This is a genomic window from Kitasatospora sp. YST-16 (genome assembly GCF_026802215.1).
Lineage (GTDB): Bacteria > Actinomycetota > Actinomycetes > Streptomycetales > Streptomycetaceae > Kitasatospora > Kitasatospora cineracea.
The window spans coordinates 4923924-4946551 of the sequence record NZ_CP113837.1; the positions used below are offsets into that span (position 1 = coordinate 4923924).

The window sequence follows — 22628 nt, forward strand, 5'->3', positions numbered from 1 at the left end:
CATGGGGGACACGGGGTTTCGGGTCGAGCCCGAAGTACTCACCGGATACGCGTCCGTGCTCGACACCCAGGCCGAACGGATCGCGCAGATCCGCTCGGCCCTGGCGGGTGTCCAGCTCTCGTCCGAGGCCTTCGGCAAGCTGCCGGGCTCGGGCGAGCTGCACGGCTCCTACCAGGAGCACGCCGAAGCGGAACAGGAGAACTTCGCCGACCTGATCGAACTGCTCGACGCCACCGGCGAGGGCGTCCGGTTCACGGTGGACAACTACGAGAGCAACGAGCAGGACACCGCCGAGGTCTACGGGGGTGGCCGGTGAGCACCCTGGCCCCCGGCTCCTTCGGCGACGCGGTCGACGCCTACCGGTGGACCCGCGACCGGGCCGCCGACCAGCTGCCGTCACTGCCCAGCTTCGACAACCCGGTCAGCGAGGGCCTCGACGCGGGCCTCGACTCCATCGTCAAGGCGGCGCTGGACGCCACCGGGCTGATGGACGTGCTGGAGAAGGTCACCGGCGACCTGCAGGCGCTGACCGCCGCGTCGCACGAGTGGCAGGCCCAGGCGAAGGCGATGCAGGAGGTCGCCGACGAGCTGCGGGCCGCCGGCACCCGGGTCGAGGGCGGCTGGGAGGGCGCGGCCTCCGCGGCCTTCGGCGGCCACATGGCCACCGTCGTCGAGGCCGTCGACGCCACCGCCGCCGACATGGCCCAGGTCGCGCAGATCATCAGCCAGGCCGCCGCCCAGTGCCAGCTCGCCGAGCAGCTGATCATCGAGATCATCCGCGAGGCCATCGAGACCCTGATCATCACCCTGGCCGCCTCGGTGGCGATCGACATCCTCACCCTGGGCCTGGCCACCGCCGCCGAGGCGCTCATCGTCGAGGGCGAGATCGCCATCTACATCGCCCGGGTGGGCCAGGTCTCGCTCAAGCTGGAGAAGGCGCTCAAGGAACTGCACGAAGCCATCAAGGCGATGAAGGCGGCGCGCACCCTGGGCAAGTTCAACAAGGCCCGCAAGGCCGCCAAGGCCGTCCGCAAGCTCGGCGGCAAGGGCAACCGCTGGAAGTCCGGCCTCGACCTGGTCCGCAACCCGTCGATGGCCAACCTCGGCGAGTTCGCCACCGCCCAGGCCCTGGGCAAGGGCTTCGGCGCGGTCAAGGGCGGCATCAAGGGCGGCCTGGGCGCGGTCACCGGCGCCGGCGACTTCCCCGGCGTCCTCACCGACAACCTGCTCAGCGACCAGGGCCTGGACACCATCGCCGGCGCCCTGGACGGCCCGCCCGGCGGCGAGCCCTACCGGGTGCCGGGCAACCGCGTCACGGAGGCGTTCGGATGACGGCCGGCCCCTACGGCGCGCCCGGGTACCCGCCGACCGCCGCACCGCAGGTGTACGAGCCGCACCGGCTCGGCGGCGGCTCCCACCTGCCGCTGGTGGCGCCGCACCTGGCACCCGGCGAACGGGTGCACGCCGTCGTCGACATCGAGCTCAGCGACCTGCTCCGCCGCGTCCCGCGCCGCTACCGCAAGGAACGCGACGGCCTGTTCCAGGCCGTCGGCTTCCTGCTCGACCTGGCCGGCGCACTCGTCGACGCGGTCGAGGAGGCCATCGGCGGCTTCTTCCGCAACCTCCGGCGGATCTTCCGCGGCCGCGGCCTGTCCGGCGGCTGGGACAGCCAGGCCGGCCGGTTCGCCGTCCAGGTGCTGACCGGCGGCCGCGGCGACCGCACCTACGAGAACCGCGGCGTCATGCTGGTCTTCACCGACCACCGGATCCTGCTCGGCAGCGCCCTCTCCGACGGCTACCACCCGTACGGCGAGGTCCCGCGCGGGCAGCTGGCCAGGATCGAACCGCGGATGGGCTCCTGGTCCAGCCGGGTCGAGGCGCACTTCGCGGACGGCTCCCGGGTCGCCCTCGAAGCCCGCGACCGGCACGACGCCCAGGCCCTGGACCTGCTGGTCCGCGGCCAGGTCCCGCCGCCCAAGCCCGCCCGCTGACCGCGCCGGACGCGGTCCACCGGTCAGCGGCGGACCGCGTCCAGCGCCAGCAGCGCCACGTGCAGCGACAGGCAGGACTCCACCTGGTCCAGATCGATGCCCAGGATCCGCTCCACCTTGTGCAGCCGGTCGTAGAAGGACGGCCGCGACAGGTGCGCGGCGTCCGCCGCCGCCGACTTGTTGCGGCCCTGTTCCAGGTAGATCCGCAGCATCTGCACCAACTGGCCGCCGTGCTCCGCGTCGTACGCCAGCAGCGGGCCCAACTCGCGCTCCACGTACGTCTGCAGGCGCTCGTCGTCGCGCAGCAGGTGCAGCAGGCCGCGCAGCCGGACGTCCGGCAGCCGGTAGTACGCCGCCCGGCCGCCCGGCGCGTCGTGCAGCGCCGCGTCCGCGACCTGGGTCGCCTCCAGCAGGGTGCGCCGGGCGTCCCGGACCGAGCCCACCGAGGAACCCACCGCTATCACCGGCTCGGCCCCGTCCCGGCCCGCCTCCGCGGACAGCCGGCGCAGCGCCGCAGCGAACGACTCCAGCGCGGCGTGCTCGTCCTGCTGCGAACCCAGTGCCACCAGCAGGCCCACCCCCTCGTCGTCCAGCGCGCCCACCAGCGCCGACAGCCGCGAGGTGCGGATCGCGGTCGCCGCCAGCTCGGTGAAGTCCCGCAGCCGGGCCTGCGCCTCCAGCGCCGCCGGCAGCGGGCCCTGCCGCTGCCGCAGCACCACGCCCACCAACCGGCGGCCCTCCAGCGGCACGCCCAGCGCCTGCGCCCGCAGCGCCACCTCGGAGACCGTCAGCGCGTGCGTCAGGATGCCCGACAGCAGGGTGCGGTGGGTCTGCCGCTCCAGCGACTCCCGGTCGCGCACCACCAGCCGGTTCAGCGCCAGCGTCGCCGCGCCGCGCTCCAGCAGCATCGCGTGCGGGTGCGGCACGTCCTGGGGGAGCGGCACCGGCTCGTCCACCAGCACCAGCCGCCCCCAGTCCTGGCCGCGCGCGCCCACCGTGGTCACCAGCCAGCCCGACCGCGGGTCGTACCCGGTGCGGCCCGCCGGGTGCACACCGCGCGAACGGTGCTCCCAGTTCTCCAGCAGCTCCTGCTCGCCGCGCCCCGCCGGATCGTGCGCCAGCACCTGGTGCGCCAGGTTCTCCAGCACCACCGGCGCCCCCGCCATCCGGGCCACCTGCCGCACCACCTCGGCCGGCTCCGCGCCCTCGGTGGCCAGCTCGTTGAACACCTGGTGCACCGCCTCCGACACCCGCAACTGCTCCAGCTGCGCGTTCACCACCAGCGCGTGCACCGCCTCGGTCACCGCGACGAACTTCAGCTCCCGGCGCAGCGCCACCAGCGGCAGCCAGTGCCGCTCCGCCGCTGCCACCAGCGCCCGCGGCAGCGAGTCGAAGTACCGGCGGCCGAACTCGATCACCAGCCCCGCCACCCCCACCTCGGCCAGCTCCCGCACGTACCGGGCCAGCCCGTCCCGGTCCTCCGGCAGCGCGATGCCCGTCGACAGCACCAGCTCGCCGCCCCGCAGCACCCCCGCCACGTCCGGCAGCTCGCTGACGTGCACCCAGCGCACCGGGCGCTCCAGCGCGGCCGCACCCGCCACCACCTGGGGCAGACCGCGCCGCATCACGTCCAGGTCGAGCACGCGGGCGACGGTGGGGAGCATCGCGGATACCTCCAGGGGGTTCTCAGGGTGTCAGGACAATCATGCGCGACGGCGACGCCCTGTCGCCCGGACCCGCCCTTGCAGCCTGTAAGGCCCTTCGGGCGCGCCGTTGCTGAGTGACGCTTGCCCCCGGCACCCGAACCGAGGCATCGTCGGCCTGGTCGAGTAGGCAATGGAGGCAACTCATGGACCTGACCAGCTTCAACGACGGCGCGCAGCACATCGCGGGCCGCCCGACCCGGGGCTCCGGCGGCGAACCCTTCGCCGTGGTCAACCCCGCGAACGGCGCCACCGTCCAGCAGGTCGAGCTCGCCACCCCCGCCGACGTCGACACCGCCGTCGCCGCCGCCCGCGCCGCCCTCCCCGAGTGGTCCGGCGCCACCCCCGGCACCCGCTCCGAGGCGCTCAACCGCCTGGCCGGGATCCTCGCCGAGCACGCCGACGACTTCGCCCGGGTCGAGACCGCGCAGACCGGCAAGCCGATCAAGCTCTCCACCGAGTTCGACGTCCCCGGCACCGTCGACAACACCGCGTTCTTCGCCGGTGCCGCCCGCAACCTGGAGGGCAAGGCGGCCGGCGAGTACAGCGGCGACCACACCTCGTACGTGCGCCGCGAGGCCGTCGGCGTGGTCGGCAGCATCGCGCCCTGGAACTACCCGCTGCAGATGGCCGCCTGGAAGATCCTCCCGGCCATTGCCGCGGGCAACACCATCGTCCTCAAGCCCGCCGAGATCACCCCGCTGACCTCGCTGATGTTCGCCCGCGCCTGCACCGCGGCCGGCATCCCCGACGGCGTCGTCAACGTCGTCACCGGCGCCGGACGCACCGCCGGCGAACACCTGATCGGCCACCCCGACGTCGCCATGGTCTCCTTCACCGGCTCCACCGCCGTCGGCAAGCGGGTCGCCGAGATCGCCACCGCCACCGTCAAGCGCACCCACCTCGAACTCGGCGGCAAGGCCCCCTTCGTGGTCTTCGACGACGCCGACCTCGACGCCGCCGTGCACGGCGCCGTCGCCGCCTCCCTGATCAACAGCGGCCAGGACTGCACCGCCGCCACCCGCGCCTACGTCCAGCGCCCGCTCTACGACGCCTTCGTGGCCGGCGTCGCCGACCTGTACGAGGGCATCCGGCTCGGCGACCCGCTGAACCCGCAGACCGACCTCGGCCCGCTGGTCTCCTTCGCCCACCGCGACCGCGTCGCCGGCTTCGTCGAGCGCGCCCGCGCCTACGCCACCGTCGTCACCGGCGGCCCCGCCACCGGCAAGGGCCACGACGGCACCGACCTCTCCCTCGGCGCCTACCACCGCCCCACCCTGATCACCGGCGCCGCCCAGGACAGCGAGGTCGTCCAGGGCGAGATCTTCGGCCCGGTGCTCGTCGTCCTGCCCTTCGACAGCGACGAGGAGGGCCTGCGCCTCGCCAACGACACCCCCTACGGCCTGGCCGCCTCCGCCTGGACCCGCGACGTCCACCGCTCGCTGCGCGCCACCCGCGAGATCGCGGCCGGCTGCGTCTGGGTGAACGACCACATCCCGATCATCAGCGAGATGCCGCACGGCGGGTACAAGGCCTCCGGCTACGGCAAGGACATGTCGCAGTACTCGCTCGACGAGTACACCCAGGTCAAGCACGTCATGTTCGACACCACCGCGGTCGCCCGCAAGGACTGGCACCGGACGATCTTCGGCGACCGCTGACCGCCCCACCCGCCCGCCCCACCCGTCCGCCCGCCGGGGATCCGTGTAAGAGATCCCCGGTACCCCGCTCTCCCGGATGACGACAGCAGGCACCCCGCCCGCCGCGCGTCACCCCGGAGAGACGAGGAACCGCACGTGAGCACCACCCGCCGCCCCAGCGCCCTGCACTGGCTGGCCGAGGCCGCCGCCGACCCCGACCACTGCCGCCGCACCTGGGAACGCACCCGTTCCGGCCTCGCCCTGCTGCCCGCTGGCCGCCGCTGGGACGTCCTGCACGCCCCCGGCCCGCTCGGCCGCCCCGCCGCCGCCCTGCTCGACCGGCTCGGCGGCGGCCCCGTCCTGGAGGACCCCGACGGCGACACCGTCGGCTTCCTGGTCCCCGTCGGCACCGCCGAACGCTGGACCGGCACCGGCATCCGCGCCTCCGGCGACGGCACCTGGATCGCCGTCCCGCACCCCACCCGCCCCACCCGCGGCCCGCACTGGCTGATCCCCCCGCACCCCGACGGACGGCTCGTCGACCCCCGCGCCCTCGAACTCGCCCTGCACGACGCCGCCGCACACCTGCGCGGGCCGCGCTAGACGGACCAGACTGTTCCCATGGACGACACGGGTGGCGCGGGAGCGGCGGGTGCGGGTGTGAGTGTGGGGGCGGTGGGCTCGGACTCGGGTGCGGGGGCAGTGGGCTCGGGTGCGGGTGCGGGATCGGCCGGTGAGATGGGCCCGGGCGCCGACGAGCGGGCCGCGCTGCTCGCCGACGCCCAGCCGTACTGCCTGCGGCACGACCTCGTACTGGCCGGAGCCGACGCGCTGCGCCTGCACGGCCTGGCCGCCCCCGTCCACGGCACCGACCTGCTGCTGGTCACCGGCGAGGGCCCGCCGCTCGCCGACCTCGCCACCGGACTCGCCGAGACCCTGCGGGCGGCCGGCCACCGCGTCCAGGAACCGCCCGGCACCGCACGCCGCTGCCAACTCGCCGTCACCGTCCGGCAGTTGACGCTCGCCGTCGAACTGCGCCGGGAACCGCTGCGCCACCCGCCCGTTCTCCCCGCCGGCGCCACCGTCCCCGTCGCCGCACTGGACGACGCTGCCGTGCTCGCCGTCCGCACCCTCTGCGAACGCGCCCTGCCCGCCGACCTGTACGTCCTGCACGCCCTCACCGCCCGCCGACGGGAGGGCGAACTCCTGGCGCTGGCCGACGCGTTCGACTCCGGCCCCGACGAGGACACCACCGCCCGCACGCTCGCCGACCGGCTCGAGACCGCCGCCGGGCTGCTGCCGCCCGAGGACCCCGGCACCCGGCGGTGGGCCGAAGCCTGGGCCCAGGACCTGCGCCTCGACCTGCTGGAGACCACTGCGCTCGCCGACGGCCTGCACGACCCCTACCTGGAACAGCTGGAACCTGCCGAATCCGATCCGGCCACCGGTCCGGCCTGCTCTCCCGACAGCCCTCCCGACGACCTGTAAGGGTGAATCGCGCTTCCCCGTCAGGGTGCTCGTTGAGCGGGCCCGCCGTCCCGCGCAGACTGGAGAACGAGCGCGGGACATCCGTGGACATCGGAGGCAGAGACCCTTGAGCAGCAAGCACATCACCCACTGGATCGGCGGCCAGAACGTCGCCACCGCCGGAACCGCGCCCCGCCGCGGCGACCTCCACGACCCGGCCACCGGCCAGGTGACCGGCCAGGTCGACTTCGCCGAGATCGCGGAGGTCGACCAGGCGGTCGCCGCCGCCGCCCAGGCGTTCGCCTCCTGGCGCCACACCTCGATCGCCAAGCGCACCCAGGTGCTGTTCAACTTCCGCGAGCTGTTCAACGCCCGCAAGGACGAACTCGCCGCGATCATCGTCTCCGAGCACGGCAAGGTGCACTCCGACGCCCTCGGCGAGCTGGCCCGCGGCCAGGAGGTCGTCGAGTACGCCTGCGGCATCCCGCAGCTGATCAAGGGCGGCTTCACCGAGCAGGCCTCCACCGGCGTCGACGTCTACTCGATCCGCCAGCCGCTCGGCCCGGTCGCCATCATCTCTCCGTTCAACTTCCCGGCCATGGTGCCGATGTGGTTCTTCCCGATCGCCATCGCGGCCGGCAACACGGTCATCCTCAAGCCGTCCGAGAAGGACCCGTCCGCCGCCAACTTCATCGCCGAGCTGTGGAAGGAGGCCGGCCTCCCCGACGGCGTCTTCAACGTCGTCCACGGCGACAAGGTCTCCGTCGACCGCCTGCTGGAGCACCCCGACGTCAAGTCGGTCTCCTTCGTCGGCTCCACCCCCATCGCCCGCTACGTGTACGAGACCGGCACCCGCTACGGCAAGCGCGTGCAGGCCCTCGGCGGCGCCAAGAACCACATGCTGGTGCTCCCCGACGCCGACCTCGACCTGGCCGCCGACGCCGCCATCAACGCCGGCTTCGGTGCGGCCGGCGAGCGCTGCATGGCCGTCTCCGTCCTGGTCGCCGTCGACCCGATCGGCGACGAGCTGGTCGCCAAGATCAAGGAGCGGATGGCCACCCTCAAGGTCGGCCCCGGCTGCAACGGCGACTCCGAGATGGGCCCGCTGGTCACCGGCGCACACCGCGACAAGGTCACCTCCTACGTCGAGTCCGGCGTCGCCGACGGCGCCGAGCTGGCCGTCGACGGCCGCAAGCACGCCATCACCGCCGAGGACGCCAACGGCGCCCCCACCGCCGACGGCTTCTGGCTCGGCCCCACCCTGTTCGACCACGTCAAGCCGGGCATGTCCGTCTACAACGACGAGATCTTCGGCCCGATCCTGTCGGTCGTCCGGGTCCCCTCCTACGACGAGGGCCTGGAACTCATCAACGCCAACCCCTACGGCAACGGCACCGCCATCTTCACCAACGACGGCGGCGCGGCCCGGCGCTTTCAGAACGAGGTCGAGGTCGGCATGGTCGGCATCAACGTGCCGATCCCCGTCCCCGTCGCCTACTACTCCTTCGGCGGCTGGAAGGCCTCGCTGTTCGGCGACTCCCACGCCTACGGTGCCGACGGCGTCCAGTTCTTCACCCGCGGCAAGGCCGTCACCCAGCGCTGGCTCGACCCCTCGCACGGCGGCATCAACCTGGGCTTCCCCACCAACAGCTGAGCAGCAGCCCACCGCGCACCACCGCGCACCACCGTGTCCCGGCGCATCCCAGCGCGACGGAAGGCCGGCCCCCACCAGGGGCCGGCCTTCCGGCCGTTCGGGACCGTGCGCCGTCTTGCAACGGCGACCACGCCGAGCCGAAGGCGAACCGGCTCCGTCACCCCATTTGCACCCAGGTCGGATCGGGCGTAGTGTTCACTGGTCGCTCGGCAGGGAGCACCGGACACGCATCTGTGTGGACGGTCCCGGGGCGGCCAATCCCTTGAGAAACCAGCTCGATGATCCGTGACGGGTCGCGTCTCTTTCGCGTCCCCGTTCGTATTTTCGGCGTGCGCTTTTTTCGGAGATTGCGGCCGATTCGCTTTCAGGAGCGGGGATCGGCTAGAGTTTGAAACGTCGGACGGGGCGTCAAGCCGCAGAAGACGAAAGCGAGTCGGGAAAGAGCACAAGCTCGGATCTGATAAGCTGGAAACACGAAAGAACGAAGCGCCCGGAGGGTCCGCAGGAATGCGGTCCGAAGGAAGTGTCCGTTCCTTGAGAACTCAACAGCGTGCCAAAAGTCAACGCCAGATATGTTGACATCCCCGGCCAACCGGTTCCGGTTGGTTGGAGATTCCTTTTGAAGTAAAACACTAGCGAGGACGCAGTGCGCGGGGCCGCCTTATTCCGGTGGTTGCCGTGCCGCTCCCCGTGGAGACATTCACGGAGAGTTTGATCCTGGCTCAGGACGAACGCTGGCGGCGTGCTTAACACATGCAAGTCGAACGGTGAAGCCCTTCGGGGTGGATCAGTGGCGAACGGGTGAGTAACACGTGGGGAATCTGCCCTGAACTCTGGGACAAGCCTTGGAAACGAGGTCTAATACCGGATACGACCGTCTCCCGCATGGGGGTCGGTGGAAAGCTCCGGCGGTTCAGGATGATCCCGCGGCCTATCAGCTTGTTGGTGGGGTAACGGCCCACCAAGGCGACGACGGGTAGCCGGCCTGAGAGGGCGACCGGCCACACTGGGACTGAGACACGGCCCAGACTCCTACGGGAGGCAGCAGTGGGGAATATTGCACAATGGGCGAAAGCCTGATGCAGCGACGCCGCGTGAGGGATGACGGCCTTCGGGTTGTAAACCTCTTTCAGCAGGGAAGAAGCGCAAGTGACGGTACCTGCAGAAGAAGCACCGGCTAACTACGTGCCAGCAGCCGCGGTAATACGTAGGGTGCGAGCGTTGTCCGGAATTATTGGGCGTAAAGAGCTCGTAGGCGGCCTGTCGCGTCGGATGTGAAAGCCCGGGGCTCAACCCCGGGTCTGCATTCGATACGGGCAGGCTGGAGTGTGGTAGGGGAGATCGGAATTCCTGGTGTAGCGGTGAAATGCGCAGATATCAGGAGGAACACCGGTGGCGAAGGCGGATCTCTGGGCCATTACTGACGCTGAGGAGCGAAAGCGTGGGGAGCGAACAGGATTAGATACCCTGGTAGTCCACGCCGTAAACGTTGGGAACTAGGTGTTGGCGACATTCCACGTCGTCGGTGCCGCAGCTAACGCATTAAGTTCCCCGCCTGGGGAGTACGGCCGCAAGGCTAAAACTCAAAGGAATTGACGGGGGCCCGCACAAGCAGCGGAGCATGTGGCTTAATTCGACGCAACGCGAAGAACCTTACCAAGGCTTGACATACACCGGAAACGTCCAGAGATGGGCGCCCCCTTGTGGTCGGTGTACAGGTGGTGCATGGTTGTCGTCAGCTCGTGTCGTGAGATGTTGGGTTAAGTCCCGCAACGAGCGCAACCCTTGTTCTGTGTTGCCAGCGAGTAATGTCGGGGACTCACAGGAGACTGCCGGGGTCAACTCGGAGGAAGGTGGGGACGACGTCAAATCATCATGCCCCTTATGTCTTGGGCTGCACACGTGCTACAATGGCCGGTACAAAGGGCTGCGATGCCGCGAGGCGGAGCGAATCCCAAAAAGCCGGTCTCAGTTCGGATTGGGGTCTGCAACTCGACCCCATGAAGTTGGAGTTGCTAGTAATCGCAGATCAGCATGCTGCGGTGAATACGTTCCCGGGCCTTGTACACACCGCCCGTCACGTCACGAAAGTCGGTAACACCCGAAGCCGGTGGCCTAACCCGTAAGGGGAGGAGCCGTCGAAGGTGGGACCAGCGATTGGGACGAAGTCGTAACAAGGTAGCCGTACCGGAAGGTGCGGCTGGATCACCTCCTTTCTAAGGAGCACATGGCCGAATGCGAGCGCATGTCTCGCACGGTTGCTCATGGGTGGAACGTTGACTATTCGGCACAGGAAGCGAACAGGTCGCCAGTACTGCCCCTCCGGGGCGTGGAACGCGGTTCTCTGGGAGTGACTGTGCCGGGCACGTTGTTGGGTCCTGAGGGAACGAGTGATCGTTTTCTCATGGATGCCGGCCTCATGCCGGGCGCCCCGTAACAGGGTGTCGGGTTTGGGTGTCTGGTCGTTGTTTGAGAACTGCACAGTGGACGCGAGCATCTGTGGCCAAGTTTTTAAGGGCGCACGGTGGATGCCTTGGCACCAGGAACCGATGAAGGACGTGGGAGGCCGCGATAGGCCCCGGGGAGCTGTCAACCGAGCTTTGATCCGGGGGTGTCCGAATGGGGAAACCCGGCAGTCGTCATGGGCTGTCACCCGCTGCTGAACACATAGGCAGTGTGGAGGGAACGCGGGGAAGTGAAACATCTCAGTACCCGCAGGAAGAGAAAACAACCGTGATTCCGGGAGTAGTGGCGAGCGAAACCGGATGAGGCCAAACCGTTGTGGTGTGAGACCCGGCAGGGGTTGCCACGACGGGGTTGTGGGAAGGTTCTTCAGTCGTCTGCCGGCGGCTGGGCGAGTCAGAAACCGTATGGGTAGTCGAAGGACATGCGAAAGGTCCGGCGTAGAGGGTAAGACCCCCGTAGACGAAATCTGTACGGCTCGCTTGAGCTTCTCCCAAGTAGCACGGGGCCCGAGAAATCCCGTGTGAATCTGGCGGGACCACCCGCTAAGCCTAAATATTCCCTGGTGACCGATAGCGGATAGTACCGTGAGGGAATGGTGAAAAGTACCGCGGGAGCGGAGTGAAATAGTACCTGAAACCGTGTGCCTACAAGCCGTGGGGGCAGCCTTCGGGCTGTGACTGCGTGCCTTTTGAAGAATGAGCCTGCGAGTTTGCGGTGTGTAGCGAGGTTAACCCGTGTGGGGTAGCCGTAGCGAAAGCGAGTCCGAATAGGGCGCCCTGAGTTGCATGCCCAAGACCCGAAGCGGAGTGATCTAGCCATGGGCAGGTTGAAGCGCGGGTAAGACCGTGTGGAGGACCGAACCCACCAGGGTTGAAAACCTGGGGGATGACCTGTGGTTAGGGGTGAAAGGCCAATCAAACTCCGTGATAGCTGGTTCTCCCCGAAATGCATTTAGGTGCAGCGTCGCGTGTTTCTTGCCGGAGGTAGAGCACTGGATAGGCGATGGGCCTTACCGGGTTACTGACCTTAGCCAAACTCCGAATGCCGGTAAGTGAGAGCGCGGCAGTGAGACTGTGGGGGATAAGCTCCATGGTCGAGAGGGAAACAGCCCAGAACACCGACTAAGGTCCCTAAGCGTGTGCTAAGTGGGAAAGGATGTGGAGTCGCAGAGACAACCAGGAGGTTGGCTTAGAAGCAGCCACCCTTGAAAGAGTGCGTAATAGCTCACTGGTCAAGTGATTCCGCGCCGACAATGTAGCGGGGCTCAAGCACACCACCGAAGTCGTGTCATTGCAGCAATACTCCCAACGGAGGCTGTGATGGGTAGGGGAGCGTCGTGTGCCGGGTGAAGCAGCCGAGGAATCGAGTTGTGGACGGTTCACGAGTGAGAATGCAGGCATGAGTAGCGATACAAGAGTGGGAAACTCTTGCGCCGATTGACCAAGGGTTCCTGGGTCAAGCTGATCTGCCCAGGGTAAGTCGGGACCTAAGGCGAGGCCGACAGGCGTAGTCGATGGACAACGGGTTGATATTCCCGTACCCGCTTTGAAGCGCCAACGTCAAACCTCTTGATGCTAAGCCCGTGAAGCCGCCCGGAGTCTTCGGACAATGGGACGTGGTGGAGCCGGTGACCCAACGGGGTAGTAGGTGAGCGATGGGGTGACGCAGGAAGGTAGTCCAGCCCGGGCGGTGGTAGTCCCGGGGTAAGGGTGTAGGACGTTGCGTAGGCAAATCCGCGCAACACGAAGTCTGAGACCTGATGCCGAGCCGATTGTGGTGAAGTGGATGATCCTATGCTGTCGAGAAAAGCCTCTAGCGAGTTTCATGGCGGCCCGTACCCCAAACCGACTCAGGTGGTCAGGTAGAGAATACCGAGGCGTTCGGGTGAACTGTGGTTAAGGAACTCGGCAAAATGCCCCCGTAACTTCGGGAGAAGGGGGGCCATTGCTGGTGACGGGACTTGCTCCCTGAGCTGGTGGTGGCCGCAGAGACCAGCGAGAAGCGACTGTTTACTAAAAACACAGGTCCGTGCGAAGCCGTAAGGCGATGTATACGGACTGACGCCTGCCCGGTGCTGGAACGTTAAGGGGACCGGTTAGTCCGATTTCGGTCGGGCGAAGCTGAGAACTTAAGCGCCAGTAAACGGCGGTGGTAACTATAACCATCCTAAGGTAGCGAAATTCCTTGTCGGGTAAGTTCCGACCTGCACGAATGGCGTAACGACTTCTCGACTGTCTCAACCACAGGCCCGGTGAAATTGCATTACGAGTAAAGATGCTCGTTTCGCGCAGCAGGACGGAAAGACCCCGGGACCTTTACTATAGCTTGATATTGGTGTTCGGTTCGGCTTGTGTAGGATAGGTGGGAGACTGTGAAGCGGCAACGCCAGTTGTCGTGGAGTCGTCGTTGAAATACCACTCTGGTCGTGCTGGATGTCTAACCTGGGTCCGTGATCCGGATCAGGGACAGTGTCTGGTGGGTAGTTTAACTGGGGCGGTTGCCTCCTAAAGGGTAACGGAGGCGCCCAAAGGTTCCCTCAGCCTGGTTGGCAATCAGGTGTTGAGTGTAAGTGCACAAGGGAGCTTGACTGTGAGACTGACGGGTCGAGCAGGTACGAAAGTAGGGACTAGTGATCCGGCGGTGGCTTGTGGAAGCGCCGTCGCTCAACGGATAAAAGGTACCCCGGGGATAACAGGCTGATCTTCCCCAAGAGTCCATATCGACGGGATGGTTTGGCACCTCGATGTCGGCTCGTCGCATCCTGGGGCTGGAGTAGGTCCCAAGGGTTGGGCTGTTCGCCCATTAAAGCGGTACGCGAGCTGGGTTTAGAACGTCGTGAGACAGTTCGGTCCCTATCCGCTGTGCGCGTAGGAGTGTTGAGAAGGGCTGTCCCTAGTACGAGAGGACCGGGACGGACGAACCTCTGGTGTGCCAGTTGTCCTGCCAAGGGCATGGCTGGTTGGCTACGTTCGGGAGGGATAACCGCTGAAAGCATCTAAGCGGGAAGCCTGCTTCGAGATGAGCACTCCCACCTCCTTTGAGAGGGTAAGGCTCCCAGTAGACGACTGGGTTGATAGGCCGGATATGGAAGCCCTGTGAGGGGTGGAGTTGACCGGTACTAATAGGCCGAGGGCTTGTCCTCAGTTGCTCGCGTCCACTGTGTTGTTCTGAAACAACGACCCCCCGCCGGGGAGACCCGGCCGGGCGGTGCACGGTTTCATCGTGTTTCGGTGGTCATAGCGTGAGGGAAACGCCCGGTTACATTCCGAACCCGGAAGCTAAGCCTCACAGCGCCGATGGTACTGCAGGGGGGACCCTGTGGGAGAGTAGGACGCCGCCGAACAATCATTCAGAGAAAGCCCCCTGACGGGAAGTCAGGGGGCTTTCTCGCGTTCCCGGGAGCAAGTGCCACCAAGGGGGTGGTGCTAGGTCCACCTCAAAGACGGGTGGCACGGCCAATGTGCCGGCCTGGGGGGAGAGGGAGACTGAGAGCGTTGTTGGGGACGGCGTTCGACTTCTCGGGGAGTGGGTTTTGGCGACGACAGCGTGGTTCGGTGGTGGGGCTGCTCGGTCTGCGGTGGGTGAGCGGGTGCGGGTGGCGGTGCGGGCCGGCGGGCAGGCCGTGGTGATGACGGTGGCGGCGGGAGCGGGGGTGGTGGGGCCGCTGTTGGCGACGGTGTGTGCGGCGTTCGTGGCGGTGCAGCTGTTCGACCAGGGGCCGCTGGCGCCGTACGTGGCGGTGCCCGGTGCGGTTCTGGCGGGGGTGTCTTCGCTGTACTGGTTCGTGCGGCGGGGTGCGGTGTGGACGCGGCGGCGGGTGGCACGGGAGGCGGGGGAGCCGTGGGGGGTGGTGTATTCGCGGCGGGAGGCGTTGGAGCAGGACGCGCGGGGGTTCTGGTGGACGGGGGTGTCGTACCACCGGCGGGCGGAGGTAGCGCGGTTGGTGCAGTTCGTGCGGTGGGTGGTGCGGGACCGTCAGGTGCAACGGGAGGGGCTGTGGTGGGTGGCCAATCCGGTGGGGGTGCTGGCGCTGCTGGGAGTGCCGATGGGGCTGGTGTGGGGCGGGCTGGTGTTCATGGGGACTGCGGCGGTGGATTCGCGGCACTTCTTCGGGGTGGAGAACCACCGGGTGAACCTGCTCTTCTCCGTGGTGCTCGGCGGGGCGCTGGTGGTGGCGGGGCTGCTGGCGATGCCGTGGGCGGTGCGGGCGCACGGGGCGTTCGCGTGCCGGGTGCTGGGCGGTGGGCCGCAGCCGAGCCGGGCGCAGTTGACCGAGCGGGTGGCGCACCTGACGGAGACACGCGCGGATGCGGTGGACGCGCAGGCTGCGGAGTTGCGGCGGATCGAGCGGGATCTGCACGACGGGGCGCAGGCACGGCTGGTGTCGATCGGGTTGACGCTGGGGACGATCGAGCACCTGATGAGGACGGACCAGGAGGCGGCCAGGGAGCTGCTGGCGGAGGCCCGGGAGTCGTCGGCGAAGGCCCTGCAGGAGTTGCGTGACCTGGTGCGGGGCATCCATCCGCCGGTGCTGGCGGAGCGCGGGCTGCCGGACGCGGTGCGCGAGTTGGCGCTGACGGCGGTGGTGCCGGCGGAGGTGACGGTGAGTCTGCCGGGGCGTCCGGAGGCGGCGCTGGAGACGGCGGTGTACTTCAGCGTGAGCGAGTTGCTGGCGAACGCGGCGAAGCACGCCCGGGCCCGGCACACCTGGGTGGACGTGCTGTACCGGGCGGGCCGGCTGCGGGTGGTGGTGACGGACGACGGGCACGGGGGTGCGCGGATGGAGGCGGACGGCGGGCTGCGGGGGATCGAGAAGCGATTGGGTACGTTCGACGGGACGATCTCGCTCGACAGTCCGGTGGGCGGGCCGACCACGATCACGATGGAGCTGCCGTGCGCGTTGTCCTCGCCGAGGACCTCTACCTCCTCCGCCAAGGTCTGACCCGGCTGTTGGAGATCCACGGGTTCACCATCGCGGCGGCGGTGGAGACCGGGCCGGATCTGCTGGCGGCGCTGCTGTCCGAGCGGCCGGACGTGGCGGTGGTGGACGTCCGGCTGCCGCCGACGCTGACGGACGAGGGGCTCCAGGCGGCGTTGGCGGCGCGCCGGGAGATCCCGGGCCTGCCGGTGCTGGTGCTGTCGCAGCACGTCCAGCAGTTGTACGCGCGGGAGTTGCTGGCGGACGGGACGGGCGGGGTGGGGTACCTGCTCAAGGACCGGGTGTTCAACGCGGACCAGTTCGTGGACGCGGTGCGACGGGTGGCGGCCGGGGGGACGGCGATGGATCCGGACGTGATCGGTCGACTTCTGCAGCACAGCGCGGGGTCGGAGCCGTTGCAGCGGCTGTCGCCGCGGGAGCGGGAGGTGCTGGGGCTGATGGCGGAGGGCTGTTCGAACTCGGCGATCGCGGCCCGGCTGACGGTCAGTGACGGGGCGGTGGCCAAGCACATCGCCAACATCTTCGGGAAGTTGGAACTCGCGCCGACAGAGGACGCCAACCGGCGGGTGCTGGCGGTGCTGGCGTACTTGAACGGTGCGGCGGAGCGGCCGGCGGAGGGCTGAGCCGGGTGGCTCTCGGCCGTGCCGGGCGGGAGGTCAGAAGGGTAGGAGGACGCCAGCGGAAGGGGCGGACGGACGGGGCCGGGCAGGCCGGAGCAGGGCCGGCGGCGGGCGGCACGGCGGTGCGCACAGTGGTGTGGACCAGTGGAGGTGCGGTGCCGGTCCGGCCTGGCGACGGAGGCGAACGCCCGTACGAGTAGTATCCGGTGGGCCGAGTCTGTCAACGGCGCACCGGCATCGCGTCCTGACGCGATGACCGACGGGTGCGCCCCGGGGCGGGGACGTGTACTCGGCGGCTACAGGTCGTATACGGCAGCTGCCGAGTCCCAGGGGTTGATCAACGAATGGCACGTCCTTCCCTTACCCGCGCGCACCGGGCACTGCTGGGTGTGGTGGCCGTCGGCGCGTGCGTGATCTCGGGGATCGGTTTCGCGGGGTCGTACAACTCGGTGCGGGACCTGGCGATGGAGAAGGGCTTCGGTGCCTTCGCCTACGCCTTCCCGATCGGCGTGGACGCGGGCATCGTGGTGCTGCTCTCGCTGGACCTGGTGCTGACCTGGCTGCGGATCCCGTTCCCGCTGCTGCGGCAGACGGCCTGGCTGCTGACCGCGGCGACGATCGCGTTCAACGCGGCGGCCTCCTGGGGCGACGCGCTGGGCATGGCGATGCATGCGGTGATCCCGGTGCTGTTCGTGGTGGTGGTCGAGGCCTCGCGGCACGCGGTGGGCCGGATCGCGGCGATCACCGCGGACCGGCACATGGAGTCGGTGCGGTTGATGCGCTGGGTGCTGTCGCCGGTGCCGACGTTCCGGCTGTGGCGGCGGATGAAGCTGTGGGAGCTGCGCTCGTACGACGAGACGGTGCGGCTGGAGCAGAACCGGCTGGTGTACCGGGCACAGCTGCGGTTCCGGTACGGGCGGGGCTGGCGGCGCTCGGCGCCGTTCCAGGCGCTGCTGCCGCTGAAGCTGGCCAAGTACGGTGTCCCGCTGGACCCGACGGTGCTGGACCGGATCGACGGCCCGCTGCTGGTGCCGGGCAGTGCGGCGGCGGCCGAGCAGGCGGCGCCGGCGGTGTCGGCGGCCCAGGCCGGGCCGGCCGTGGCGGCCGTGGTGGCGGGGCAGTCCGTCCAGTCCGTTCAGGCGGCGCCCGCGGCGCAGACGGTGCGGGGCGGCCGGCTGACGCCGGCTCAGCAGGCGGCCCAGGCACAGGCCCAGGCCCAGGCACAGCAGGCCGCGGCGGCGGGTGCGGCGGAGCCGCCGGTCCAGCAGGTGCCGCAGGTGTCCGCGGCGGTGGCGGTGCCGACGCTGGCGAAGCTGGCCGCGTTGCGGCTGCGCGACCAGCAGGACCCGGAGGCGGCGCAGGCCGCGCCGGTGATCGACCCGTCCGCGGAGCTGAACGTGTGGACGGCCCGCCCGGTGCGCTCGCACGTGGCGGAGCCGGACCAGCAGGTGCACACGGCGCGGGTGCCGGGGCAGGCGTCGCCGTGGTTCAAGGCGCCGCGGCCGAGCGGTGCGGAGGACGGCCCGGAGGGCCGGCCGCAGTCGGGCTACCAGCCGCCGCAGGGCGAGGCGTACCCGGAGCAGGGCGGCCGGCCGGAGGAGTACCGGCCGGTGGAGGAGTACCGCCCGGAGGAGTACCGGCCGGCGGCGAACGGGCGTGGTCCGGCGGCCCGGCAGCAGGTGCCGGTGGCGGAGGCGGCGGAGCCGATCCTGGTGCCCGGCCGGCCGATGCGGCTGGAGTCGATGATGGCGCCCGAGCCGGAGCCGCTGCCGTTCGGGGAGGAGGACGCCCCGGCGCGGCGGCCGATGCCGGGCGCGGTGGAGCCACTGGACCCGAACGAGTGCTTCGACGCGCTGGTCAGCTACATGGAGGAGAACCAGCGGCATCCCGACGAGCGCCGGTTCGCGGAGTACCTGAGCCAGCGCGGGGTCCCGGGTTCGCGCCCGGACGGCGGCGTGACGGTGAAGGACGTCGAGAAGGTCTGGCAGGACCTGCAGGAGCGGTACATGGAGTCCGGCCGGGGCGAGTGATCCCGCGCCCCCGTTCGGAGGCTGCCCCGCTCGGAGGCTGCCCCGTTCCGAGGCAGCCCCGTTCGGAGATAGCCACAAATACGCGATGGCCGTCCGCCGGTTCCTCCGGCCGGGCGGCCATTGACGGTTCCGCGGGGCCGCCACTACCTTCGCCTCAACAAATTGTTGAAGTCGCGTGGTGAGTGGAGGAGCCTCCGGATGTCGCAGCCTGCCCAGGTCGATGCCGCCCAGCCCGTCTCGTTCTCGGACACCGCCCTGGCGGCCGTCGAGGCGCTGCTCGCCCCCGTGGACGCCGAGTTGACGCGTCGTTACCCGGGCGAGAGCGGCTCCCGGCAGCCGGTGCACACCGTGTACGTGCCGGCCGACGCGTTCGGGGCGGACACCGTCCGGGAGTGGGGCGCGCAGGCGCTCGCCGCGTTCGACGAGCACGCCGGTACGCCGGGGCGGCTCGCCGAGGCGCTCGGGGTCGCGGACGACGCGCTGCTGGCCGACGTGCACGCCCGGGTGCGGGCCAAGCTGGAGCGCGAGCCGATCGAGGACCTGCGGATCGACTTCGAGGACGGCTACGGCCCGCGCCCCGACGCCGAGGAGGACGCCGAGGCCGTCCGGGCCGCCCGGCTGGTGGCCGCCGCGGTCGCCGACGGCAGCGCCCCGCCGTACGTCGGGATCCGGATCAAGTGCCTGGAGGCCCCGGTCCGGGCCCGCGGCATCCGCACCCTGGAGCTGTTCCTGGGCACCCTGCTGGCCGAGGGCGGCCTGCCGGACGGGCTGGTGCTGACCCTGCCGAAGGTCACCTACGCGGCCCAGGTCACCGCGCTGGTGCGGCTGTTGGAGGACTTCGAGCGGCGGGCCGGGCTGCCCGCCGGGCGGATCGGGTTCGAGATCCAGATCGAGACCACCCAGGCGATCCTCGGCCCGGACGGCCGGGCCACCGTCGCGCTGATGATCGGGGCCGCCGAGGGCCGGGCCACCGGCCTGCACTACGGCACCTTCGACTACAGCGCCGCCTGCGGGGTCTCCGCCGCCCACCAGAGCATGGACCACCCGGCCGCCGACCACGCCAAGGCCGTCATGCAGGCCGCCGCGGCCGGCACCGGCGTCCGGCTCTCCGACGGCTCCACCAACGTCGTCCCGGCCGGCACCGCCGAGCAGGTGCACGCCGCCTGGCGGCTGCACCACGGCCTGGTCCGCCGCTCGCTGGCCCGCGCCTACTACCAGGGCTGGGACATGCACCCCGCCCACCTGCCGACCCGGTACGCCGCCGTCTACGCGTTCTACCGCGAGGGCCTGGCCGCCGCCTGCGCCCGGCTCGCCGCGTACGTCGCCAAGTCCGGCGGCGACGTGATGGACGAGCCCGCCACCGCCCGCGCGCTCAGCGGCTACGTGCTGCGCGGCCTGGACTGCGGCGCCGTCGACCTCGCCGAGGTCACCGAGCGCACCGGCCTCGACCGGGCCCGGCTGGACGCCCTGGCCGGCCGCTGAACGGGAGCCCCGGGCGCGGGGCATAGGCTGGACGGGCGGACCGGCGCGGGGCCGGACGCCCGAGACCGGACCGGACAGACGACTGTCGACCGTCGACCGACGACCCAGCGGAGAACACCAGCGCCATGGCGGAGCCGAGCCCCAAGCCGTACCTGACCGTCCGCGGCTCCGGCAGCCACGAGCTGGAGATCAAGAAGTCCCGGTTCATCTGCCACCTGGCGCGGGTCGCCGACGAGGACGAGGCGCAGGCGTTCATCGCGGGCGTCCGCAAGCAGTACTGGGACGCCCGGCACAACTGCACGGCGTTCGTGGTCGGCGGCGAGCAGCCGCGCGAGCGCTCCAGCGACGACGGCGAGCCCGCCGGGACGGCCGGGGTGCCGATGCTGGAGGTGCTGCGACGGCGCGGGGTGACCGACACCGCGGCCGTGGTGACCCGGTACTTCGGCGGGATCAAGCTCGGCGCGGGCGGCCTGGTGCGGGCGTACGGGGCGGCGGTGTCCGAGGCGTTGGACGAGGTCGGGCTGCTGGAGCGGCGCCCGGTCGCGCTGCTGTCGGTGGCCGTCGACCACACCCGGGCCGGGCGGCTGGAGAACGACCTGCGGGCGGCCGGGTACGCGGTGGCCGGGCTGGAGTACCTGGCCGACGGGGTGCGGATCGAGGTGGGCGTCCCCGAGCCGGAGACCGCGGAGTTCCACACCTGGCTGGCCGAGGCGACCGGCGGGTCGGCCGAAGCCCGCCCGGCGGGACGGACGTTCGTCGAGGTCGACGTCTGACGGCCGCCCCGGCCGGGGCCCGGTGAAGGGCCCGGTGGGGGACCCCGGCGGAGGCCCGGACCGGCCCGGCGGCCGACCGGGGGAGGCCCGGCATCGATCGCGGGCGGGCGGGTAGCAGAGGCGGCACAGGCGGCGTTCCCGTTGCCGCCGGATGACACCCGATCGAAGGAAGCGGTGCCGGATGCGGAACTTCCACTCCTGATCGCTTCGTCTCCTAGAGACAGGAGCAACGATTCGCCAGCGACACCCGGGAGGAGGATCCGCAGACCCCAGCACCGCACCACGGGAGGTTCCGCGCATGCCCACCGACCACGCCCAGCCACCGTACCGGCTGACGGCCGCGACACCCCGCCCGCACCACGAGACCGCCGCCCTCGTCGACCAACTCCTCGCCGAGCAACTGAAGTCCGAGGGCCACGAGGAGCCCGCGCCCCGCGAACGGCAGGCGCCGCCCGAGCGACTACGGCTCGGCGACCGGGTCCTGCTGGACCGCGACGACGGCCCGCTGACCGGCCGCGGCCCCGGCGCCCGCTACAGCCGCCGCAGACTGCGCACGCCCGCCGTGCACGGCACCGACCAACTGACCCTCACCCTGGCCACCGACACCGTCGACGGGCCGACCCGGCTGCGGATCGAGGCCGAGCACCTCCCCGCCGGGCCCGCCGTCGCCCCGCACGGGCGGGTGCCCGTCCCCGACCTGGTCCGCCGCCTGCTGCCGCTGCTCGACGCCGCCGAGGGCCCGGTGCCGCTGGCCGTTGCGCCCCGGCTGCTGACCCCCGCCGACCTGGACGGCCTGATCGACGAACTCTGCGACCCCGAACGGCGGTTGCCCACCGTGGTGGCCAGCGTCCCGCCCGCCGTGCCGGTCGACCGCTGGCAGCAGCAGGTGCTCGACCCGCTGGTGCGCCAACTCCCCGGCCTGGCCTCGCTGTACGTGCTCGGGCACGGCGCGCTGCCCCGGTTCAACCTGGCCCTGGAGTACCACAAGGTGTACGGCGGCGCGGTGCGCACCTTCCTGCCCGAGGTCGACCCGGCCTCCCGGGCCGACGCCGCCCGCCACCCCGTCCTGCCGCGCGGCCGGATCGACGAGAACCCGCGCCGCGCCGCCGCCCTGCTGGCCCGCGAACCGCGCCGGATCGCCGCCGAACTGCCGCTGCCCGCCCCGCTGTCCGCCGTCCCCGAGCTCCGGCTGCCGCCCGAGGCGCGCAAGGCGCCCGCCGCCCCCGGGCCGTCGTCGAACGCCCGCCGGTGCGGCTGGAGCGCTGCCGGCTGCGGATCGAGCTCCCGCGCGGACCGCGCCGCCCCCGGTGCGGCACCGGCCCCGTCAGCTTCGGCGAACTCGTCGACCGCTTCGGCGAGTTCCCGCTGCTGGAGTTCACCGGCGACAGCAAGGAGACGCTCGCCCTGGACGGCCAGAGCGAGGCCGACGGCTGGGCCCGGCTCACCTGGGACGGCCTGACCGCGCTCCAGGAGTACGCCGACGCGGCCGTGCGCGGCGAGGCCGGCGGCGACTTCAAGCAGTGGTGCGAGCACACCCCGCCCGGCTGCCACCGCTTCCCGCCGCGCAAGGCGGTCCGCGGCGAGTCCCGCACCGTCGCCAGCCACGGCAAGTGGAAGCGCCAGCGGATGCTGCCCGTCCCCGCCGCCGTCGACTCCTCCTGCCGCGCCTTCATGGGCGCCCACCTGCGGATCGGCGGCGGCGGCACCGCTCCCCGGGTGCACTACCTGGACGACTGCTCCGGCAGCGGCCGGATCTACGTCGGCTACATCGGGCTGCACCTGACCAACACCCGCACCAACTGACCGCCCCGCGGGGGCCGGTGACCCCACCGGCCCCCGGCCGCCCCGCTGATCCGACGTCAA

The 22628-nt window shown here is 70.3% G+C and carries 15 protein-coding genes and 3 rRNA genes; 17 read left to right on the forward strand and 1 reads right to left on the reverse strand.

The annotated features are described in order from the left end of the window. Window position 1: 1 nt before the first annotated feature. From OU787_RS22555 to OU787_RS22565, 3 genes are read left to right on the forward strand one after another with little or no spacing between them, the layout of a single operon-like run. On the forward strand, window positions 2-316 hold the full coding sequence (locus tag OU787_RS22555; protein WP_268660375.1) for a WXG100 family type VII secretion target: 315 nt from the start codon (window positions 2-4) through the stop codon (window positions 314-316). Continuing rightward, the gene (locus OU787_RS22560) at window positions 313-1332 is read left to right on the forward strand and encodes a WXG100 family type VII secretion target (protein ID WP_268660376.1); all 1020 of its coding nucleotides are present in this window, start codon (window positions 313-315) and stop codon (window positions 1330-1332) included. Before OU787_RS22555 ends, OU787_RS22560 begins: the two co-directional genes overlap by 4 nt. Continuing rightward, complete coding sequence (locus OU787_RS22565; RefSeq protein ID WP_268660377.1) at window positions 1329-1991, forward strand: hypothetical protein; 663 nt, start codon at window positions 1329-1331, stop codon at window positions 1989-1991. Before OU787_RS22560 ends, OU787_RS22565 begins: the two co-directional genes overlap by 4 nt. Before the next feature lie 23 nt (window positions 1992-2014). Here OU787_RS22565 and OU787_RS22570 read toward each other — a convergent pair whose 3' ends face one another. Further along, entirely contained in the window at window positions 2015-3655 is a 1641-nt protein-coding gene (locus OU787_RS22570; RefSeq protein ID WP_268660378.1) for a PucR family transcriptional regulator, read from the reverse strand. A 185-nt stretch (window positions 3656-3840) separates the two neighbouring features. Between OU787_RS22570 and OU787_RS22575 the strand changes: the two genes are divergently transcribed. The 14 genes from OU787_RS22575 to OU787_RS22640 all read left to right on the forward strand — a co-directional run bounded on the left by OU787_RS22575 (window position 3841) and on the right by OU787_RS22640 (window position 22568). Next, entirely contained in the window at window positions 3841-5355 is a 1515-nt protein-coding gene (locus tag OU787_RS22575) for a gamma-aminobutyraldehyde dehydrogenase (protein WP_268660379.1), read from the forward strand. A 135-nt stretch (window positions 5356-5490) separates the two neighbouring features. After that, window positions 5491-5937 (forward strand): hypothetical protein, encoded by a 447-nt coding sequence (locus OU787_RS22580; protein WP_268660380.1) that lies wholly within the window; start codon window positions 5491-5493, stop codon window positions 5935-5937. A 135-nt stretch (window positions 5938-6072) separates the two neighbouring features. After that, a complete protein-coding gene (locus OU787_RS22585; protein WP_268660381.1) occupies window positions 6073-6822 on the forward strand; it encodes a hypothetical protein in 750 nt (249 codons plus the stop codon). Between the two features lie 106 nt (window positions 6823-6928). Next, entirely contained in the window at window positions 6929-8455 is a 1527-nt protein-coding gene (locus OU787_RS22590; RefSeq protein WP_123552600.1) for a CoA-acylating methylmalonate-semialdehyde dehydrogenase, read from the forward strand. A 699-nt stretch (window positions 8456-9154) separates the two neighbouring features. Beyond that, window positions 9155-10671: ribosomal RNA gene (locus OU787_RS22595) — 16S ribosomal RNA — on the forward strand. Window positions 10672-10956: 285 nt separating this feature from the next. Further along, window positions 10957-14063, forward strand: a 23S ribosomal RNA gene (locus tag OU787_RS22600). An 84-nt stretch (window positions 14064-14147) separates the two neighbouring features. Continuing rightward, window positions 14148-14264 (forward strand): 5S ribosomal RNA (gene rrf / locus OU787_RS22605). Together the 16S, 23S and 5S rRNA genes form the textbook arrangement of a ribosomal RNA operon. A 234-nt stretch (window positions 14265-14498) precedes the next feature. Next, window positions 14499-15863, forward strand: a complete 1365-nt coding sequence (locus OU787_RS22610) for a sensor histidine kinase (RefSeq protein ID WP_268660382.1) — start codon at window positions 14499-14501, stop codon at window positions 15861-15863. Further along, window positions 15815-16483 (forward strand): response regulator transcription factor, encoded by a 669-nt coding sequence (locus OU787_RS22615; protein ID WP_030462978.1) that lies wholly within the window; start codon window positions 15815-15817, stop codon window positions 16481-16483. Before OU787_RS22610 ends, OU787_RS22615 begins: the two co-directional genes overlap by 49 nt. A gap of 341 nt (window positions 16484-16824) precedes the next feature. Beyond that, window positions 16825-18510, forward strand: a complete 1686-nt coding sequence (locus OU787_RS22620) for a DUF2637 domain-containing protein (protein WP_268660383.1) — start codon at window positions 16825-16827, stop codon at window positions 18508-18510. A gap of 198 nt (window positions 18511-18708) precedes the next feature. Next, entirely contained in the window at window positions 18709-19992 is a 1284-nt protein-coding gene (locus OU787_RS22625; protein WP_268660384.1) for a DUF6986 family protein, read from the forward strand. A gap of 125 nt (window positions 19993-20117) precedes the next feature. Next, entirely contained in the window at window positions 20118-20765 is a 648-nt protein-coding gene (locus OU787_RS22630) for a YigZ family protein (protein ID WP_268660385.1), read from the forward strand. A gap of 298 nt (window positions 20766-21063) precedes the next feature. Then, complete coding sequence (locus OU787_RS22635; protein WP_268660386.1) at window positions 21064-22224, forward strand: hypothetical protein; 1161 nt, start codon at window positions 21064-21066, stop codon at window positions 22222-22224. Window positions 22225-22253: 29 nt separating this feature from the next. Continuing rightward, entirely contained in the window at window positions 22254-22568 is a 315-nt protein-coding gene (locus OU787_RS22640) for a hypothetical protein (RefSeq protein WP_268660387.1), read from the forward strand. The last annotated feature ends 60 nt before the right edge of the window (window positions 22569-22628 follow it).

Bases quoted from the DNA above. Each gene is read 5' to 3' on its own strand.
- OU787_RS22555 (WP_268660375.1), top strand. From the start codon at position 2: ATGGGGGACACGGGGTTTCGGGTCGAGCCCGAAGTACTCACCGGATAC.
- OU787_RS22565 (WP_268660377.1), top strand. From the start codon at position 1,329: ATGACGGCCGGCCCCTACGGCGCGCCCGGGTACCCGCCGACCGCCGCA.
- OU787_RS22570 (WP_268660378.1), bottom strand. From the start codon at position 3,655: ATGCTCCCCACCGTCGCCCGCGTGCTCGACCTGGACGTGATGCGGCGC.
- OU787_RS22575 (WP_268660379.1), top strand. From the start codon at position 3,841: ATGGACCTGACCAGCTTCAACGACGGCGCGCAGCACATCGCGGGCCGC.
- OU787_RS22585 (WP_268660381.1), top strand. From the start codon at position 6,073: ATGGGCCCGGGCGCCGACGAGCGGGCCGCGCTGCTCGCCGACGCCCAG.
- OU787_RS22620 (WP_268660383.1), top strand. From the start codon at position 16,825: ATGGCACGTCCTTCCCTTACCCGCGCGCACCGGGCACTGCTGGGTGTG.
- OU787_RS22625 (WP_268660384.1), top strand. From the start codon at position 18,709: ATGTCGCAGCCTGCCCAGGTCGATGCCGCCCAGCCCGTCTCGTTCTCG.
- OU787_RS22630 (WP_268660385.1), top strand. From the start codon at position 20,118: ATGGCGGAGCCGAGCCCCAAGCCGTACCTGACCGTCCGCGGCTCCGGC.
- OU787_RS22635 (WP_268660386.1), top strand. From the start codon at position 21,064: ATGCCCACCGACCACGCCCAGCCACCGTACCGGCTGACGGCCGCGACA.